Consider the following 17,451-nt stretch of genomic DNA (forward strand, 5'->3'; position numbering starts at 1 on the left):
GTGAAGCCCGGCCAGGCTCAGCGCAGAACGCGGCAGCGCCCGTTGTAGACGTACCAGCGATCGAAGCCCGAGACGCAGAACTCGACATTGTCGCCGATGGAGGCAAAGCCCATGCCTTCTTCGATCAGGTACCAGATGTCGCGGTCGCCGCCGTCCGACAGCGTCACCGTCGCACCGCAATAGCGCCGGCCGATCGGATGGCTCTCGTCAGCGGGCAGATAGCGGTGTTCGTGGATGCGCTGGAAATCGGTGATCCCAACCTGGGGCAGGTTCGGCACGTGGCGAACCTGGTAGCTGAACCGGCTGGTGATGCGATTGAGCACCGAGGCGTTGCCGCAAATGCCGGGATAGTCCGAAGAGACTGAGAGATCGGCGGCCTGCGCGGAAACCGCGCCCAACCCGGCCGCTCCGAGGCCGATCATTGCGGCAATGATGCTACTGGCGACGCGACTCATGGTTCCCACTCCAAGGCTGATGCAATTCAGTTTGCGGTTTCGCCGCGCTGCGGTCAAGAAGCCGGCGTTTCGCCTGCCAGCCACTCGACTGTCCAGCGCGCCCTTGCATCCTCGCCGAGAACCTTGCCGAGCGCCGGCAGCATCACTGCAAGTTCGCTCTCCAACTGGAAAGGCGGATTGACCACGACCATGCCGGTGCCGTCGAGCCGCGGCTCCGATGAAGGCGGGCGGATGTAGAACTCGATGTCCATGATCTTGGGGATGCCCGCACCGGCAAGTGCCTCGCGGAATGCTGCCACGGCCTTCCGGTCCTTGACCGGATACCACAGGGCGAAGATGCCGCCCGGCCAACGCCGGTGCGCCTTCTTCAGCCCTTCGACCAGGCGATCGAACTCGCCGGCGATCTCGAAGGGCGGGTCGACCAGCACCAGCCCGCGCTTTTCCTTGGGCGGCAGGTGTGCGCCCAGCGCCAGCCAACCGTCGAGTTCGGTCACCCGTGTCTGGAAGTCGCCCTCGAACAGATTGGCCAGGATTTGTGAATCTTCAGGATGCAACTCAATGGCCGAAAGGCGGTCCTGCTTGCGCAGCAGGTGCCGCGCGATCAGGGGTGAGCCCGGATATTTTTCGATGCCACCATCTGGATTCACCGTACGAACGGCTGCGAGATACGGCGCAAGCAGCGCGGCAGCGTCGGCAGGCAGGGTCGCATCGATCAGGCGGCCGATGCCGTCATGCCATTCGCCGGTTTTCTGCGCTTCCTCGGACGACAGGTCGTAGAGGCCGATGCCGGCATGGGTGTCGATGACGCGAAAGGCCTTGTCCTTACGCTTGAGGTATTCGACCAGCCGGGCGAGCACGGCGTGCTTGACCACGTCGGCAAAATTCCCGGCATGGTAGACGTGGCGATAGTTCACGACTGGCTGTCCCTGCCCCGGCCCCAGCGCGTCGGCGGCGGTTGCGAATTGGGGTTTTCGGGTCGGCTGCCCTTGCCCCGGCGCAGCGACAACACCAGGCCGACGAAACCGACCGCCATCAGCGAAAAGCCGATCGGTTGGGCGCGTTGGTCCGCTTCGCCAGCGCCCGAACGCAGGATGAGGTCGACACGCTGGATCTGGACGTTGTCGTTATCGCCCGGCGCGACGACGAAACGGTAGCTGCCCGCCTTCACGTCGCGGATCAGGCCGGCATCGTCGCGGAACACCGGATCGGGCAGTTGAGGACTGCGCTCGCGCGGTGTCGTGTCATAGAAGTTGAGGGCCTGGGCCAGCACGGTTTCGCCGCGCGTCGAGGCCGTCATCGTCAGGATCGCCCGCGCCGGCTGGACCACTGGCGGCGCCAGCGTCGTCAGGTCGACCAGCACGCGCACCGGTGCGTCGGCGGTCGCCAGCGCCACCTCGACCGGGCGAAAGCTGCCACCGCGATCGTAGACGCGATACGTCCCGATCTCGCGGCCGGTGAAGTTGGTTGCCGCCCATGGATAGATGATGCCGAGGCCAGTGCCGGCAAGCAGGATAAGAAAAAACAGGAACCGCATGGCGCTCGAAACTCTGTGGCTGCTGCCTAACGCGAGGTGGCTGGCCGGATGGAAGTAGCCTCCCTACTACGGCTTTTGGCCGGCGCCGGAAAGTCCGGCATGGCCATTGCCTGCAACTTCGGGGCCCATTTCGTCGAGCATCATTTCGAGGCCCATCGAGAAGGTCTTGTCGAACTGGCTCGGGGCGAAATACGGGCCGGCCGCAGCCACATTGGGAAAGTCGGTACGCAATTGCTCGTCGTCGACTTTCGTCACCGACGACGGCCCCCTGGCATAGCCTGCCGTTTCATCGAGGATGGCGCCCATGAGATAGTAGCCGACAGCGCGGAACAGGCGCGCCGAGCGCTCCCGGCCGAAGCCGCCGTCTTCGAACAGGCCGATCACGCCATCCAGCCATTTCAGGCATTTCGGCGAATTCATCCGGTAGGTCACGATGAACGGCGCGAATGCGGGGTATTTGCGCGCCATGGCACGATAGCCATGAAGCACATTCCTGACCCGTTGCCGCCATGGGAGGTCACGGGGCGGTATCTCCAATTCGCCGATGAGCCTATCGACCAGCGCCTCGAACAGATGCGCCTGGGAGGGATAGTGGTGGTAGATGCTCATCGCCTCGCAGCCCAGTGCCTGCGCCAGCTTGCGCATCGAAAAGCCCGACAGCCCTTCGCGCTCGATGACCTCGAACGCCGAGGTCTCGATCCTGTCGCGCGACAGCTTCCCGCGCGCTCGCTTTTTGTTGATCGGCTTGTCCATCGCTTCGCTTGACAACTTACACTGTAAGGCTCATCACTAGGATACCTTACATCGTAAGGTAAAAATGATCCAGAGGAGGAAGTCATGTCGTTCTTCGACGCATCCGCCCTCGCCTCGTTCCGCCGCACGATGACGGTCCTGGCCGGCGCAGCAGCCTGTTCAGCCACATTCGCATTGATGCCGCTTTCCACCCATGCCGACGATTACGACGCCACGCTTCAAGACATCCAGAAATCGATGGGCGGCGTGCCGAGCTTCGTCAAGCAGTTCCCGAAGGCCGGCCTGCCCGGCGCCTGGTCGGAACTCAAGGCGCTCGAGTTCAGCGACAAGACCGCGTTGCCGGCGAAGACAAAGGCGCTGATCTCGCTGGCAGTCGCTGCACAAATCCCGTGCACCTATTGCATCTGGGCCAACACCCAGAGCGCCAGGCAGGCAGGCGCGACCGACGAAGAGATCCAGGAAGCCGTGGCGATGGCCGCGCTGACTCGCCACTGGAGCACTGTCTTCAACGGCATGCAGGTCGATTTCGAGACCTTCAAGAAGGAACTCGGCGGCGAAATGAGCGCTGCCAAATAGCTGGCTCCAGCCATAAGGCGGTCCGTTCGCAGGCCGCCATGTTGCCTCAGGCCTTGCGTTCCCAGCGGCGGTCGGGCGTCTGCTGCCAGTAGGTCACGGCGTGCCCACCGGCCTTCATCGTCTTCCAATGCTCGCGTGCGCCTTCGAGCTGCGCTGCGTCGTGGCCATCGAACAGGAAAACGGCACGTTGATAGGGTCCGACATCGGGCGGAGCCGCCCCATCGACCAGAAAGCGGATCTCGGCCGCATTCGGATTGCCTTCACCTGTCGTCAGCACCACGGGCTGATCCGCCGCATGCGGTTCGCGATCGCTGCCATGGGCCAGGAACGAATCGTCGCGGAAGCTCCAGAGATGGGCATCCAATGCATCGCGCCGCTCCTCGGTGCCGGTCTGCACTACCGCTTTCCAGCCGCGTTGCAGGCTGCGCTCGAGCAGGCCCGGAAGGGCATCCTCGAGCGTCGATTCGGTCAGGTGGTAGAAAAGGACTTCGGCCATTGCTCAGTTCGCACCCAGGGCCGATTTATCCAGCCTCACCCTTCGTAGTGGTCGCGCACCAGCCTGTCGAGCAGCCGCACGCCATAGCCCGAGCCCCAGGACTGGTTGATCTCGCTGGCCGGCGAGCCCATCGCGGTTCCGGCGATGTCGAGATGCGCCCAGGGCGTCTCCTTGACGAAACGCTGGAGAAACTGCGCCGCGGTGATCGAGCCACCGAAGCGGCCGCCGATGTTCTTCATGTCGGCGTTCTTGGAATCGATCAGCTTGTCGTATTCGGAGCCGAGTGGCATGCGCCACAGCTTTTCCTGCGTCGCGGTACCCGACGAGGTCAGGCGCCCGGCAAGCTCGTCATTGTTGGAGAACAGCCCGGCGTGGCTCTGCCCGAGCGCCACCATGATTGCGCCGGTCAACGTCGCCAGGTTGACCATGAACTTCGGCTCGAAGCGCTGGTTGCAGTACCAGAGCGCGTCGGCGAGCACGAGGCGCCCTTCGGCGTCGGTGTTGAGCACCTCGATGGTCTGGCCCGACATCGAGGTGACGATGTCGCCAGGACGCTGGGCGTTGCCATCGACCATGTTCTCGACCAGGCCGATGATGCCGACGACGTTGACCTTGGCCTTGCGTGCTGCAAGCGCATGCATCAGCCCGGTGACGGCGGCGGCGCCACCCATGTCACCCTTCATGTCCTCCATGCCGGCCGCCGGCTTGATCGACACGCCACCCGAATCGAAGACCACGCCCTTGCCGACGAAGGCCACCGGCTTGTCCTTGGCTTTGCCGCCGTTCCACTGCATCACAGCCATGCGCGGCGGACGCACCGAGCCCTGCGCGACGCCGAGCAGCGCGCCCATGCCGAGCTTCTTCATCTCTTTTTCGGTCAGGATTTCGACCTTGACGCCAAGCTTTTCCAGTTCCTTGGCCTGGGCGGCGAACTCGACCGGACCAAGCACGTTGGCCGGTTCGTTGACCAGATCCCGGGCCAGCAGCACGCCGCCGACCACCGCCTCGATGTCGGCGAAGGCCTTCTTTGCCGCTACCGGATCGGCGCAATGGATGGTGACCTTCGCAGGCTTCTTGTCCTCGGCCTTGCCGTTACCATTGTCCTTCTTGGTCTTGTACTTGTCGAAGGTGTAGCTGCGCAGCAGGATGCCGGCTGCAACAGCAGCGGCGGCAGCGCCGTCGACTGTGGCGCCCGGAATGTCCAGGACCACACCGATCTCGGTTGCCTTGCGCAATTGTGCCGCCAGCGTGCCGCCAAGCTTCAGCCAGGCATACTCGTCGAGACTCGACGTCTTGCCCACGCCGACAGCCACCAGCCGGTCAACGCCAGTGCCTTCCGGCGCCAGGACTTCAACGACGCCACCAAACTTGCCGTTGAAGTCGGCGACCGGAAAGGCACGGTCGAGCGTCTTGGCCGGATCGTTGCCGCGCGCGATCTCGCTCAGCGCGCCATCTTCGGCGGAGAAGACAAAAACGCTGCCCTTTTTCGGCGTGCCGGCCTTGGCGAAGCTGATCGACGGCTTGGAGGTCATGATGTCCTGCTTTCGGATCCCGTTCAGATGGTGCGCGACATTTGGTCGTTTTCAAAAATTTGGCAAGCCTCCCGTCATCTTGGCCCGATATGATTAAAGGTGAAAAAAGGTGGGAAACCTTGCGTTAACCACCTCTGTTCGGCCTTTCTTAGCCATTGGGGCCGAGAGTCGCGGCCGGTAGGAGATGGGTGTTGGAACGATGCCGGCTTGAAGGGGCCGGTTGTGCCGGCTTGCCTTGGACTATACCTTAGACACCTGCCGGTCACTCGACGTCCCGTCGGCCGGCCAAGTCGGAAACACGGAATCCTGATCATCGATGAAGGTTGTTGAGCGCTACATCCTGCGTCGTGCGTTCGCGGTTTTTATCGCGGCGCTGACCTGGACCTTGGTGATCGTCTGGACCACCCAGGTGCTCGGGCGAATCGACCTCGTCACCGACAGCGGCCAGTCGGCGCTGACCTTCTTTGAGGTCGCAGCCCTTATCCTGCCCACCCTCATTCCGATCGTCGTGCCTTTTGCGGTGACAATCGCGGTGGCGTTGACGCTAAGCTCGATGAACAGCGATTCCGAACTTGTAATCCTCAACGCCGCCGGCGCTTCGCGGATGACCGTGATCCGGCCCATCCTCATCCTGGCCATCGGCGCCAGCCTGTTCGCCTTCCTGGTCCACAACATCGCGGATCCGATGGCGCGCCAGCGCAACCGCGAACTGATCGCGACCTCGCGCGCAGATCTCTTGTCGCTGATCATCCAGGAAGGCACGTTCCGCAAGGTCGACGAGGGTCTCTTCGTCCAGGTCGGCGAGCGCCTGCCAAATGGCGGCCTTGGCGGCATCTTCGTCGCCGATTCTCGCGAACCCAACATTGATCTCGTCTACTACGCCAAGGACGGCTCCTTCGTGGAGCGCGACAGCAAGCAGATGCTGGTGATGAATGACGGCGTGATCCACCGCAAGGCGCCAGGCGGCGAAGTGTCGGTGATCAGCTTCGATTCCTACGCATTCGACCTCAGCGAGTTCTCCGCTGCTGCGAAGGAAGTCACGATGCAGCCGAAGGATCGCTCGACGGCTTACCTGATGAACCCCTCGCCAAGCGACAAATATTACCAGCGCAATCCCCGGCTGTTTACCGCCGAACTCGACCGCCGGTTCACCGAGTGGCTCTACCCGATCGCCTTTGCCCTCATAGCGCTGGCCGTGGCAGGCGACGCGCGATCACATCGTGAAGCGCGCATCCATCCGCTTGTCACCGCCATCACCATCGCGCTGTTCTTCCGCTGGCTTGGCTTCTTCGCCGGCAGCAAGGCCGAGACGGTGGCGTGGGTCCGCTATGTAGTCTACGCCGTGCCCATCGCCACGTCGCTGATTGCCATCTGGTTCATCCGCACCAACCGCAGCATGGAACTGCCGGTTTCGGTCGCCGACCGGATCGCGTCCGTGGTGGCGCAGATCCGCGAAAAACTCACGGCTTTGCGCCTGCGGTTCAGCGGCGGTGCTCCGCGTCAGGGAGCAGCATGATGGGCTGGACGCTCGGGCGCTATTTCTTCTTTCGCTACGCCACCATCACAGCGTGGTTCTTCATCGGCATTTTCGCGCTCATCTTCATCATCGACGTCACAGAATTCTCGAACAATGCCGGCGGCGTGCCGGGCTTCAAGTTCAGCATCGCCCTGACTGTTTCTGCACTGCGCGTGCCTATGATCATGCTGCAGGTCGTTCCGTTCGTCGCACTGTTCAGCGCCATGGCAACGCTTGTGTCGCTCAACCGGCGCTATGAACTGGTCATTGCCCGCGCCGCCGGTATTTCGGCATGGCAGTTCCTGCTGCCATGCTGCCTCGGCGCGTTGCTCTTCGGCTTCATCACGGTCGGCGTGCTCAACCCGATCGCGGCCTACGGCTTCTCGCACTCGGAGTCGCTGGAGTCGGAGCTTCGCTCACGCCAGTCCAATTCGGTTTCGGCATTTTCGGCGCCATGGCTGCGCCAGAAAGCCAACGGCACCGAGGTCATCATCGGCGCCCGGGCGGTTCTCAATCAGGGGATGGAACTGTCGGACGCAGTGTTTTTCGTCTTTGACGCCGACGGCAACATGGTCGAACGCAAGGATGCCGAGCGCGCCTATCTGCGTGACGGTCACTGGGAACTTGTCAATGTTCGCAGCATGAGGGGCGGCGAGAACTTCACCTCCGAAGCCACCGCCGAGGTGCCCACGAATCTGAAGCCGGAATTCGTCCAGGAGCGGCTGGCGCGGCCCGAAACCATTCCTTTTTTCCAGCTTCCGTCGAAAATCGAAGTGGCACGGTCCTTCGGGCTCCGGGCGAATGCTTTTGCCATGCAATTTCATTCACTTGTCGCACTTCCCTTCCTGCTGGTCGCGATGACGCTCATTGCTGCAACAGTGTCGATGCGATTTGCGAGGATGGGGCAGTCTGGAACGATGATTCTGGGTGGCGTCGTCGCCGGCTTTCTGCTTTATGTCGTTTCGGTTCTGGTCAAAGCATTTGGCAATGCGGGATTCGTGCCGACTTATATTGCGGCGTGGCTTCCAGTTGTCGTAGCAATGTTTTTCGGGGTGACTTTCCTGCTCTACAACGAGGATGGTTAGTGTGAGGGGCGCAATGGCCAACCGCAGGACTGCCCGCAGGGCACGCCTATTCGGGGCGACTGCGCTTGCATGCCTGTTTGCATGCGCGCTTCCGTTCGCACCAGCTTACGCCCAGACCATCGCCGATCTCGCGCCAAGCGTGCCCGAGGGCTCGCAGATGCTGCTCGAGGCCGACACGCTGGTCTATGACAATGACGTCCAGACGGTCACCGCCGTCGGCGGCGTGCAGATCGACTATGCCGGCAACCGCCTCGTCGCCCAGCGCGTCACTTATGACCGCAAGACGTCGCGGCTGATCGCCAGCGGCAATGTCGAGATCGTCAATTCCGACGGCACCAAGATCTTCTCGCAAGAGATCGACATCACCGACGACTTCGCCGACGGCTTCGTCAACGCCCTGCGCGTCGAGACCGTCGACAAGACCTATTTTGCGGCCGAGAGCGCCAAGCGCGAAGGCGGCATCCTGACGACGTTCAACAACGGCGTCTACACGGCCTGCGAACCTTGCGAGCAAAAGCCCGACAAGGCGCCAATCTGGCGCATCAAGGCTCAGAAGATTATCTGGAACGGCGAAAAGAAGACCGTCCGTTTCGAAAACTCGAATTTCGAGTTCTTCGGCTTCCCGATCGCCTTCCTGCCCGCCTTCGAGATCGCCGACCCGACGGTGAAGCGCAAGAGCGGCTTCCTGATGCCCGGCATCAGCTACAAGAGCGAGCTCGGCGTCGGGGTTTCGATCCCCTATTATTTCGCGCTCTCGCCGACCTACGACCTGACCGTCAAGGGTACCGGCTACACCCGCCAGGGCTTCCTCGGCGAGGCCGAGTGGCGCCAGCGCTTCAACAATGGCCAATACAGCCTGAAGATCGCCGGCATCCACCAGATGAACCCCGACAAGTTCGACGCCAACACCGTCGACAGCGGGCCTACCGGCGACGAAAACAAGTTGCGCGGCATGGTCGGCACCAAGGGCCGTTTCGACCTCAATCCGCGCTGGGCCTTCGGCTGGGACATCCTCGCCCAGTCGGACAAGAATTTCTCGCGCACCTACGGCATCGAGGGTTTCGCCGACAGCACGCATCGTTCCGAGGTCTATCTCACCGGCCTCAACGACCGAAACTACTTCGACCTGCGCGCCATGCGCTTCCAGGTCCAGGAAGAAGCCCTCGATAGCGATCCCGATGCACGTGCCGACAAGCAGCCCTGGGTGCTGCCGTCGCTCGACTACGCCTACATTCCCGACGCGCCGCTGGCCGGCGGCGAACTGTCGTTCGACCTCAATGCACGCGTCATCCGCCGCACCGAGCTCGATTCCGCGATACCAGGTTTGAACGGCCCGACAATTCACGGCCTCGAAGGAACGTCCAGCCGCATCACCGCCGAAGCCGAGTGGAAACGCACGATCGTTACCGAAGGTGGCCTGCTGGTTACACCGTTGATGGCTTTCCGCGCCGACGGCAGCTACCTCGACGCCTCCAGCGCCTCGCTGAACGCCATCAACAACATGGCCTTCGATCCGGACATTGGCGTTGCGGCAGACGTACGCTCATCGCTGTTCCGCTACATGGCGACGCTCGGTCTCGAACTGCGCTGGCCGGTGCTGTTCTCGTCGACGAGCTCGACTCATGTGCTCGAACCGATGGCCCAGGTCTTCGCCCGCCCGAGCGAGAGCGCCATCGGCGGGCTCGGCATCCCCAACGAGGATGCGCAGAGCTTTGTCTTCGACGCGGCGTCGCTGTTCGAACGCGACAAGTTCTCGGGCTATGACCGCATGGAAGGCGGGACGCGCGCCAATATCGGCCTGCGCTATTCCGGCAGCTACAGCAACGGCTGGACCACCAACGCGCTTTTCGGCCAGTCCTACCAACTCGCCGGCGACAACTCGTTTGCCGCGCCCGATCTGGTCAACGCAGGCGCCTATTCCGGCCTGGAAACCGATACGTCCGACTATGTGGCGCTTGCCGGCATCGCCAGCCCGAACGGCTTCTCGGCCTCGGTCAGCGGCCGCTTCGATGAGCAGAGCCTCGACGTCCGCCGCGCCGAAATGAAGGTCGGCCTCGATGCGCGCCCGATCGCCGTTTCGGCCCGCTACGCCTTCATCGATGCGCAGCCGCTCTATGGCTTCAAGGACGACCGTCACGAGGTCACGCTCGGCGCCACGGCGCGCTTCAACGACGAATGGCGGGTGTTTGGTTCCGGCACCTACGACATCAAGAGCGACCTGCTCGTCAAGAACGGTGTCGGCTTCGCCTATGACGATGAGTGCTTCACCTACATGATGACCTACGCCGAAAGCCGCGATCACAACGATCCTGACGACGTCACACGCTCCGTAGGCTTCAACATTTCGTTCCGCACGCTCGGCGATCTCGGTACGGCGAAGAACAGTTTCTAAGGCAGCCAGAGAACGATGCCGGGGCGACCTGACATCGTTTTGCCGCATAACGCGGCCATTGGACGGGGCAACATGCATTCGGGCAATGCTCGGATCTGGGGTTTGAACGGGACTTTATCGATGCGGAAGCACCTCTTTTCGGCAGGCCTCGCCCTGCTCGTGGCGGCAACGTCGCTCTCGATGACCGCTTATGCGCCGCCGGCCCAGGCGAGCGAGATCAAATACATCGTCAACGACGTGCCGGTTACCAGCTACGACATCCAGCGCCGCGCCGCGTTCCTCAAGCTGCAGAAGCGCAAAGGCAATGCCGGCGAGGAAATGATCGAGCAGACGCTGCGCCAGGCCGAAATGAAGCGGCTCAACATCCGCATCTCCGACAAGCAGGTCGACGACGCCTATGCGCGCTTTGCCGGTTCCAACAAGCTCAAGCCCGCCCAAATGGACCAGATCCTGGCCCAGGCCGGCGTGACGAGCAGCCATTTCAAGGACTACATCCGCACGCAGATGGGCTGGAACCAGGCGCTCAGTTCCCGCTTCCGCGCCGAGGGCAGCGGCGGTGGCGGCACCAGCGAGCAGGACGCCGTCCGGCGCATGCTGCAGCAGGGCGGCGCCAAGCCGAGCGCCACCGAATACATGCTGCAGCAGGTGATCTTCGTCGTGCCGGCATCCGAGCGCGGCTCCATCGGCAAGCGCAAGCGCGAGGCGGATGCCATGCGTGGCCGCTTCAACGGTTGCGAGCAGACGCGCGAATTCGCCAGGGGCCTGCTCGACGTGACCGTGCGCGATCTCGGCCGCGTGCTTGCACCGCAATTGCCGCCGGAATGGGCCGACCAGATCAAGAAGCTCAAGGCTGGCGGCGCAACCCCGGTGCGTGAGACCGACCGTGGCGTCGAGTTCATCGGCGTTTGCAGCGCCCGCGAAGTGTCCGACGACAAGGTCGCGCAGATGGTCTTCCAGGCCGAAGGGCTCGGTAAGGAAGGCAACGAAAAAGCCGACGAGCTCAGCAAGAAGTACATCGAAGAACTGCGGGCCAAGGCTCGCATCGTCAACCGCTAGGTCGTGGGCTCGCATGGCGCCCCTCTGGCGCTGACTGTTGGCGATCCCTCAGGTATCGGCCCCGAAATCGCAGTTGCCGCCTGGCGGCTGCGCAACGAAGCGGATGTGCCTGCCTTCTATCTCCTCGGCGACCCCGCTTTGGTCGCCGCACGCGCTTTGGCGCTGGGCGTCGAAATCCAGATCGCCGAAGCCGACCCGGCCAATGCTGCCGGGCAGTTCGCAGATGCCTTGCCGGTCGTGCCGCTGTCCGCTGCGCTGGTCGACGCGCCGGGCCAGCCCGACAAGCAGAACGCCGCCGGCATCATCGAGGCGATCGACTGTGCCGTGATGGACACATTCGAGGGCCGCGCCGCTGCCGTCGTCACCTGCCCGATCGCCAAGAAGCCGCTCTATGACGCCGGCTTCCGCTTTCCCGGCCATACCGAATACCTCGCCCACCTCGCGAGCCAGAGGACCGGCTCCGCCGTCATGCCGGTCATGATGCTTGCCGGGCCGGAGCTTCGCGCCGTGCCCGTCACCATCCATATCGCGCTTGCCGACGTGCCGAGGGCGCTTACGACCGAGGCGATCATCGAGACCACCCGCATCACCGCGCATGACCTGCGCACACGTTTTGGCATCGCCAGGCCGCGCATCGCCGTTTCGGGCCTCAATCCGCATGCCGGCGAAGGCGGTGCGATGGGCCATGAAGACGAACGCATCATCCGCCCGGCGATCGAGGCGCTGAAGGCGGAAGGTATCGACGTCTTCGGTCCCCTGCCCGCCGACACCATGTTCCATGCCCGCGCCCGCGCCGGCTACGACGCCGCCATCTGCATGTATCACGACCAGGCACTGATCCCGGCCAAGGCGCTGGCTTTCGACGAGACGGTCAACGTCACGCTCGGTCTGCCCTTCATCCGCACCTCGCCCGACCACGGCACCGCCTTCGACATCGCCGGCAAGGGCATTGCCCGGCCAGACAGCCTGATCGCAGCGCTGAAGCTGGCGCGCCGGCTGGCGGACGTTGGGGGCAAGTCATCATGAGTGCGGCCACCAGCATCGACGGCCTGCCGCCGCTTCGCGACGTCATCGAGCGCCACGGCCTGCAGGCCAAGAAGGCGCTCGGCCAGAATTTCCTGCTCGACCTCAACCTGACCAGCAAGGTGGCGCGGGCTGCCGGTGATCTCACCGGTGTGACCGTCATCGAAGTCGGCCCCGGCCCCGGCGGGCTGACACGGGCGCTGTTGATGAACGGCGCCAGGCGCGTCATCGCCATCGAGCGCGACGAACGCTGCCTCTCAGCACTGGCCGAGATTTCCAACCATTATCCGGAGCGGCTGGAAGTGGTCTCGGGCGACGCGCTGAAGACCGATTTCGCCGCGCTCGCCGGCGGCGAGCCGACAAAGATCATCGCCAACTTGCCCTACAACATCGGCACCGAACTGCTCGTCCGCTGGCTCACCGTCCAGGACTGGCCGCCGTTCTATCAATCGCTGACCTTGATGTTCCAGCGCGAGGTCGCCGAACGCATCGTGGCGAAACCGGCGAGCCCGGCCTTCGGCCGCCTCGGTGTTCTCGCCGGCTGGCGCACCGACGCACGCATTGCCTTCGATGTGCCGCCACAGGCCTTTACCCCGCCACCGAAGGTCACTTCGTCCGTCGTACACCTGGAACCGCGTCAGGTGCCTCTGCCAGCCGATGTGAGGGTACTTGGCCGTGTCACCGAGGCGGCCTTCGGCCAACGCCGCAAGATGCTGCGCCAGAGCCTGAAAAGCATGGGCGGCGAAAGACTCCTGGAAACCGTCGGCATCGACCCGACCCGCCGCGCCGAGACGCTCAGCGTCGAGGAGTTCGTGGCGCTGGCAAAGGCGGTCTGAGCGCCCGTCGCTCAGACCTTCTCGTCGAGCAGCTTCGAAACGAAATCGAACAATCCCGGCCTGCGGTCGCGGCGCAGGCGCTCGGCGGTGACGATCGCCTTGACCGAGGCAAAGGCCTTGTCGAGGTCGTCGTTGACGACGACGTAGTCATAGTCGCGCCAGTGCTCGAGCTCGACACGGGCGTTGTGCAGCCTTGTCTCGATCACCGCATCCTGATCCTCGGCACGGCGGCGCAGGCGCGCCTTCAGTTCGCCCATCGACGGCGGCAGGATGAAGATCGAGACGATGTCGGCCCGCATCTTCTCCTTGAGCTGCTCGGCACCCTGCCAGTCGATGTCGAACAGCATGTCGCGACCTTGCGCCATGGCAATTTCGGCCGGCTCGCGCGGCGTGGCATAGTAGTTGCCATGCACCTCGGCCCATTCGAGCAGAGCGTCGGAGTCGCGCAGCCGTTCGAAATCGCGCATCGAGCGGAAATGATAGTGCAAGCCGTCGATCTCGCTGCCGCGGCGAGCGCGGGTCGTCACGCTGACCGACAGCTCGAGGCCGGGGTCGCTTTCCAGCAGGTTACGCGCGATGGTCGACTTGCCTGCGCCCGACGGCGAAGACAGCACCAGCATCAGGCCGCGCCGCCTGATGGCGTTTGAAGGGTTCTCGGCGCTCATGCGCTACTCCAGATTCTGAACCTGCTCGCGAAACTGGTCGACCACGGCCTTCAGTTCCAGCCCGATGGCGGTCACTGCGGCGGCGTTCGACTTCGAACATAGAGTATTCGATTCGCGATTGAATTCCTGCGCCAGAAAATCGAGCTTGCGGCCGATTGCGCCACCGCCAGATATCAGCGTGCGTCCCGAGGCGACATGCGTCTTCAGCCGGTCGATTTCCTCGCGAATATCGGCCTTCGTGGCGAGAAACGCCGCCTCCATGTTGAGCCGTGCCTCGTCGAGCGCCGGCGATGCCTCGAGCAGCAGACGCACCTGCTCGGCGAGCCGCTGGCGGATTTGCGCCGGTTCGCGCGACGGATCGGCCTCGGCCCGCAGCGTCAGCGCCTCGATGGTCGCGATATGGCCCGACAACAGCCCGCGCAGGGCCTCGCCCTCGGCCTTGCGCGCCTCGACGAGGCCGACAAGACCAGTCTCCAGGCAATTTATGATCGCCGCATCGATCGCCGCGCGCTGCTCTTCGGTTTCGACTGCCTCGGGCACATCGAAGACGCCGCGCAGCGCCAGCAACCCGTCGGCGCTCGCCGGCGCCGCGCCAAATTGCGTAACCAGCCGGTTGGCGAGTTCGGCGACGTCGCGCAGAAACACTTCGTTGATGACGGGCTGGACCATCGAGCCGCTGGCGCGGCTCACTGTCAGGGTTGCCTGCACGTTGCCGCGCGAAAAGCGCTTCTGGATGGCCTGGCGTACCGAAGGCTCGAGACGTTCAAAGCCCTGCGGCAGGCGCAGTCGCACTTCCACGCTCTTGCCGTTGACCGACTTCACCTCCCAGGCGATGGCGGTTCCGTCATGCTCGGCCGCGACGCGGGCGAAGCCTGTCATGCTCTGCAGGTTCATCTGGCAGCGCGTCCCTGTTCTTGTTGCGCCACGCGCGCCCGATGGCCGCGCGGCGAGCCTGTCCTACTTCTTGACGGCGTTCGTCGTCGTGGCGTCTTTCTTTGCCGGGTCGGCCTCGCCGGCTGCCTTCTCGTCCTCGACGACCTTGCGCTGGAAGGCGCGCCAGCGCGCGACGTTCTCATTGTGCTCGTCCAGCGTCTCGGCAAAGACATGCCCGCCCGAACCGTCAGCCACGAAATACAGGTCCTTGGTCTTGGACGGATTGGCCACCGCCTCGAGCGAAGCCTTGCCCGGATTGGCAATCGGCGTCGGCGGCAGGCCCTTGATGGTATAGGTATTGTACGCCGTCGGCTTGTCGATGTCTGAGCGGTAGATCGGCCGGTCGGCGGGCTTACCCTTGCCGCCGAAGATGCCGTATATGATCGTCGGATCCGACTGCAGCCGCATGCCCTTGTTGAGGCGGTTGATGAAGACGGCGGCCACGCGTGAGCGCTCGTCGCCGCGGGCGGTTTCCTTCTCGACGATGGACGCCAGCGTCACGAATTCGTTGATGTCGGCCAACGGAAGGTCGGACGTACGGCGCTGCCAGATGGTCTCGACCAGTTCCTTCTGGTCGGCCAGCATCTTGTTGATGATCTGCTGGCGCGTCAGCCCGCGGGTGAAGCGCTGCGTATCCGCGGCAAGCGTGCCCTCGGCCGGCTTCTCCGTCGGCATGTCGCCGGTAAGAGCCTCTTGTTCGGCAATGCGTTTCCAGGCTTGCTCGACGGTCAGTCCTTCCGGGATCGTCAGCGAGTATTGCACCGACTTGCCGCTCTTCAGGAGCTCCATGATCTCGTGCATCGAAGCGCCGGCCTGGATTTCGTATTCGCCTGCCTTCAGCGAGCCGTCGTTGCCGTAGGCGCGCACGCCCATCCGGAAGATGCGCGCATCGCTGATCAGTCCGCGCCGCTCGAGCTGGTCGGCGATGTCCTGCACGCCGGTCTTTTCCTTGACCAGGAATGTGCTGGGGACCGCCGACGGGCCCTCGCCGTTGAATTCCTGCTTGCCAAAATAGAGGGCTGCGCCGCCGGCGAGGATCACCAGCACCGCCGTCGACATCACGAAATTCATGAACACGACGATCTGGTTGCGCGAGGCACGCGAACGCTTGGGCGGCGGCGTGCCGATTTCCGGCCGCAGCGCTTCCTGCGCTGTCTTAGGAACGATCGGATTTGCCGGTGCGGCGCGCGCGGCACCTTCCCCTTGACCTGGCGTATTCATGCTCATTTTGCCTCGCCACTCCCTCTTGCGTCGAATCCCCGCCGGGAGACTAGAGCCGAATGTGGCAAAAATCGCGGCAAAGAGGGCGTTTACCGCCCCCTTCCCACAGAGTTGTCAGCCGTTGTAGCGCTGGAAGACCAGCGAGGCGTTGGTACCGCCAAAGCCGAAGGAGTTCGACAAGGCGACGTCGACCTGCCGGGCGCGCGGCTTGTTCGGCACGAGATCGATGGCCGTCTCACGCTCGGGATTGTCGAGATTGATCGTTGCCGGCACGATGTTGTCGCGAATGGCGAGGATCGAGAAGATCGCCTCGGCAGCACCGGCGGCACCCAAAAGGTGGCCGATCGACGACTTGGTCGACGACATCGAGACCTTCGAGGCGGCATTGCCGACGAGGCGCTCGACGGCGCCGAGCTCGATCGTATCGGCCATGGTCGAGGTGCCATGGGCGTTGATGTAATCGATATCCGCCGGCGACAGGTTGGCGCGCTTGAGGGCGGCGGTCATGCAGCGGAACGCGCCGTCGCCATCCTCGGCCGGAGCCGTGATGTGATGTGCGTCGCCCGTCAGGCCGTAGCCGACAACCTCGGCATAGATCCTGGCGCCGCGCGCCTTGGCGTGTTCGAGCTCTTCGAGCACGACGACGCCTGCGCCCTCGCCCATGACGAAGCCGTCGCGGTCGCTGTCATAAGGGCGCGAGGCCTTTTCGGGGTCGTCGTTGCGCCCGGTCGACAGTGCCTTGCAAGCGGCGAAGCCGGCAAGCGACAGGCGTGCCACCGGCGATTCCGCGCCACCCGCCACCATCACGTCGGCATCGCCGAACATGATCAGGCGGGCTGCGTCGCCAATGGCGTGCGCGCCGGTCGAGCAGGCCGTGACCACGGCATGGTTGGGGCCCTTGAGCCCGTGCCGGATCGAGACCTGACCCGAAACTAGATTGATGATCTGACCGGGAATGAAGAAGGGGCTGATGCGGCGCGGCCCGCGTTCCTTGAGGATCAGCGCGTTTTCGGCGATGCCCTCAATGCCGCCGATGCCCGAGCCGATCATCACGCCGGTGGCGTTCTGCTCGTCCGGTGTCTTGGGCGCCCAGCCCGAATCCTTCAACGCCTCGTCTGCGGCCGCGATCCCGTAGAGGATGAAGTCGCCGATCTTGCGCAGTTCCTTGGGTTCGAGGACTGCTTCGGGATTGAAGGTATTGTTCGTGCCGTCACCCCTAGGGATGACATTGGCGATCTTGCAGGGGAGGTCTTCGACCTCGAACTCCGTGATCCGCCTTGCGGCGCTACGGCCGGAAAGAAGCTCTTTCCAGCCGTGCTCGTAGCCCATGCCGAACGGTGAAAGCAGGCCAAGGCCCGTGACAACCACACGCCTCATC

At 63.7% G+C, this 17,451-nt stretch carries 17 protein-coding genes; 7 read left to right on the forward strand and 10 right to left on the reverse strand.

The features are described from left to right. Positions 1–17: 17 nt before the first annotated feature. The 4 genes from CO731_RS21010 to CO731_RS21025 form a co-directional block, all read right to left on the reverse strand. Positions 18–455, reverse strand: coding sequence for a hypothetical protein (locus CO731_RS21010; RefSeq protein WP_108608687.1), 438 nt, complete (start codon positions 453–455; stop codon positions 18–20). A gap of 53 nt (positions 456–508) precedes the next feature. Beyond that, the gene (locus CO731_RS21015; protein WP_108608688.1) at positions 509–1,369 is read right to left on the reverse strand and encodes a 23S rRNA (adenine(2030)-N(6))-methyltransferase RlmJ; all 861 of its coding nucleotides are present in this window, start codon (positions 1,367–1,369) and stop codon (positions 509–511) included. Continuing rightward, positions 1,366–1,989, reverse strand: a complete 624-nt coding sequence (locus CO731_RS21020; protein WP_108608689.1) for a hypothetical protein — start codon at positions 1,987–1,989, stop codon at positions 1,366–1,368. The genes CO731_RS21015 and CO731_RS21020 overlap by 4 nt, the downstream gene beginning before the upstream one ends. 66 nt (positions 1,990–2,055) lie before the next feature. Next, entirely contained in the window at positions 2,056–2,742 is a 687-nt protein-coding gene (locus CO731_RS21025; protein ID WP_108608690.1) for a TetR/AcrR family transcriptional regulator, read from the reverse strand. A gap of 84 nt (positions 2,743–2,826) precedes the next feature. On the opposite strand from CO731_RS21025, the gene CO731_RS21030 reads away from it, so the two are divergent. Further along, a complete protein-coding gene (locus CO731_RS21030) occupies positions 2,827–3,318 on the forward strand; it encodes a carboxymuconolactone decarboxylase family protein (protein ID WP_245439442.1) in 492 nt (163 codons plus the stop codon). Between the two features lie 46 nt (positions 3,319–3,364). Here the strand turns inward: CO731_RS21030 and CO731_RS21035 are convergent, their stop codons facing one another. Then, positions 3,365–3,814 carry a DNA polymerase III subunit chi gene (locus CO731_RS21035; RefSeq protein ID WP_108608691.1) on the reverse strand — a complete coding sequence of 150 codons (450 nt, stop codon included), beginning with the start codon at positions 3,812–3,814 and terminating at the stop codon, positions 3,365–3,367. A 35-nt stretch (positions 3,815–3,849) separates the two neighbouring features. Next, entirely contained in the window at positions 3,850–5,346 is a 1,497-nt protein-coding gene (locus CO731_RS21040; RefSeq protein WP_108608692.1) for a leucyl aminopeptidase, read from the reverse strand. Positions 5,347–5,662: 316 nt separating this feature from the next. Here CO731_RS21040 and lptF point away from each other — a divergent pair, with 316 nt between their 5' ends. The 6 genes from lptF to rsmA all read left to right on the forward strand — a co-directional run bounded on the left by lptF (position 5,663) and on the right by rsmA (position 13,254). Further along, entirely contained in the window at positions 5,663–6,862 is a 1,200-nt protein-coding gene (lptF, locus tag CO731_RS21045) for an LPS export ABC transporter permease LptF (RefSeq protein WP_108608693.1), read from the forward strand. Beyond that, positions 6,859–7,947, forward strand: a complete 1,089-nt coding sequence (lptG, locus tag CO731_RS21050) for an LPS export ABC transporter permease LptG (RefSeq protein ID WP_199914496.1) — start codon at positions 6,859–6,861, stop codon at positions 7,945–7,947. Before lptF ends, lptG begins: the two co-directional genes overlap by 4 nt. 13 nt (positions 7,948–7,960) lie before the next feature. After that, entirely contained in the window at positions 7,961–10,339 is a 2,379-nt protein-coding gene (locus tag CO731_RS21055) for an LPS-assembly protein LptD (RefSeq protein ID WP_108608695.1), read from the forward strand. Positions 10,340–10,459: 120 nt separating this feature from the next. Beyond that, positions 10,460–11,395 (forward strand): peptidylprolyl isomerase, encoded by a 936-nt coding sequence (locus CO731_RS21060; protein WP_108608696.1) that lies wholly within the window; start codon positions 10,460–10,462, stop codon positions 11,393–11,395. A 3-nt stretch (positions 11,396–11,398) separates the two neighbouring features. After that, complete coding sequence (pdxA, locus tag CO731_RS21065) at positions 11,399–12,421, forward strand: 4-hydroxythreonine-4-phosphate dehydrogenase PdxA (protein ID WP_108608697.1); 1,023 nt, start codon at positions 11,399–11,401, stop codon at positions 12,419–12,421. Next, positions 12,418–13,254: a 16S rRNA (adenine(1518)-N(6)/adenine(1519)-N(6))-dimethyltransferase RsmA gene (rsmA, locus tag CO731_RS21070; RefSeq protein ID WP_108608698.1), complete on the forward strand. Its 837-nt coding sequence runs from the start codon at positions 12,418–12,420 to the stop codon at positions 13,252–13,254. Before pdxA ends, rsmA begins: the two co-directional genes overlap by 4 nt. An 11-nt stretch (positions 13,255–13,265) precedes the next feature. Here rsmA and gmk read toward each other — a convergent pair whose 3' ends face one another. From gmk to fabF, 4 genes are all read right to left on the reverse strand, one after another. After that, on the reverse strand, positions 13,266–13,919 hold the full coding sequence (gmk, locus tag CO731_RS21075) for a guanylate kinase (RefSeq protein ID WP_108608699.1): 654 nt from the start codon (positions 13,917–13,919) through the stop codon (positions 13,266–13,268). Between the two features lie 3 nt (positions 13,920–13,922). After that, complete coding sequence (locus tag CO731_RS21080) at positions 13,923–14,813, reverse strand: YicC/YloC family endoribonuclease (protein WP_108608700.1); 891 nt, start codon at positions 14,811–14,813, stop codon at positions 13,923–13,925. Positions 14,814–14,876: 63 nt separating this feature from the next. Continuing rightward, complete coding sequence (gene mltG, locus CO731_RS21085) at positions 14,877–16,079, reverse strand: endolytic transglycosylase MltG (protein WP_108608701.1); 1,203 nt, start codon at positions 16,077–16,079, stop codon at positions 14,877–14,879. 108 nt (positions 16,080–16,187) lie between these two features. Continuing rightward, a complete protein-coding gene (fabF, locus tag CO731_RS21090; RefSeq protein ID WP_108608702.1) occupies positions 16,188–17,450 on the reverse strand; it encodes a beta-ketoacyl-ACP synthase II in 1,263 nt (420 codons plus the stop codon). Between the last annotated feature and the right edge of the window lies 1 nt (position 17,451).

Source organism: Aminobacter sp. MSH1, assembly GCF_003071665.1.
Classification (GTDB): Bacteria; Pseudomonadota; Alphaproteobacteria; order Rhizobiales; family Rhizobiaceae; genus Aminobacter; species Aminobacter niigataensis.

What these genes read in the sequence shown, in the direction of transcription:
- CO731_RS21010 (WP_108608687.1), bottom strand. Translation starts at nt 455, where the DNA reads ATGAGTCGCGTCGCCAGTAGCATCATTGCCGCAATGATCGGCCTCGGA.
- CO731_RS21020 (WP_108608689.1), bottom strand. Translation starts at nt 1,989, where the DNA reads ATGCGGTTCCTGTTTTTTCTTATCCTGCTTGCCGGCACTGGCCTCGGC.
- CO731_RS21025 (WP_108608690.1), bottom strand. Translation starts at nt 2,742, where the DNA reads ATGGACAAGCCGATCAACAAAAAGCGAGCGCGCGGGAAGCTGTCGCGC.
- CO731_RS21030 (WP_245439442.1), top strand. Translation starts at nt 2,827, where the DNA reads ATGTCGTTCTTCGACGCATCCGCCCTCGCCTCGTTCCGCCGCACGATG.
- CO731_RS21035 (WP_108608691.1), bottom strand. Translation starts at nt 3,814, where the DNA reads ATGGCCGAAGTCCTTTTCTACCACCTGACCGAATCGACGCTCGAGGAT.
- CO731_RS21040 (WP_108608692.1), bottom strand. Translation starts at nt 5,346, where the DNA reads ATGACCTCCAAGCCGTCGATCAGCTTCGCCAAGGCCGGCACGCCGAAA.
- lptF (WP_108608693.1), top strand. Translation starts at nt 5,663, where the DNA reads ATGAAGGTTGTTGAGCGCTACATCCTGCGTCGTGCGTTCGCGGTTTTT.
- lptG (WP_199914496.1), top strand. Translation starts at nt 6,859, where the DNA reads ATGATGGGCTGGACGCTCGGGCGCTATTTCTTCTTTCGCTACGCCACC.
- CO731_RS21055 (WP_108608695.1), top strand. Translation starts at nt 7,961, where the DNA reads ATGGCCAACCGCAGGACTGCCCGCAGGGCACGCCTATTCGGGGCGACT.
- CO731_RS21060 (WP_108608696.1), top strand. Translation starts at nt 10,460, where the DNA reads ATGCGGAAGCACCTCTTTTCGGCAGGCCTCGCCCTGCTCGTGGCGGCA.
- rsmA (WP_108608698.1), top strand. Translation starts at nt 12,418, where the DNA reads ATGAGTGCGGCCACCAGCATCGACGGCCTGCCGCCGCTTCGCGACGTC.
- gmk (WP_108608699.1), bottom strand. Translation starts at nt 13,919, where the DNA reads ATGAGCGCCGAGAACCCTTCAAACGCCATCAGGCGGCGCGGCCTGATG.
- CO731_RS21080 (WP_108608700.1), bottom strand. Translation starts at nt 14,813, where the DNA reads ATGAACCTGCAGAGCATGACAGGCTTCGCCCGCGTCGCGGCCGAGCAT.
- mltG (WP_108608701.1), bottom strand. Translation starts at nt 16,079, where the DNA reads ATGAGCATGAATACGCCAGGTCAAGGGGAAGGTGCCGCGCGCGCCGCA.
- fabF (WP_108608702.1), bottom strand. Translation starts at nt 17,450, where the DNA reads ATGAGGCGTGTGGTTGTCACGGGCCTTGGCCTGCTTTCACCGTTCGGC.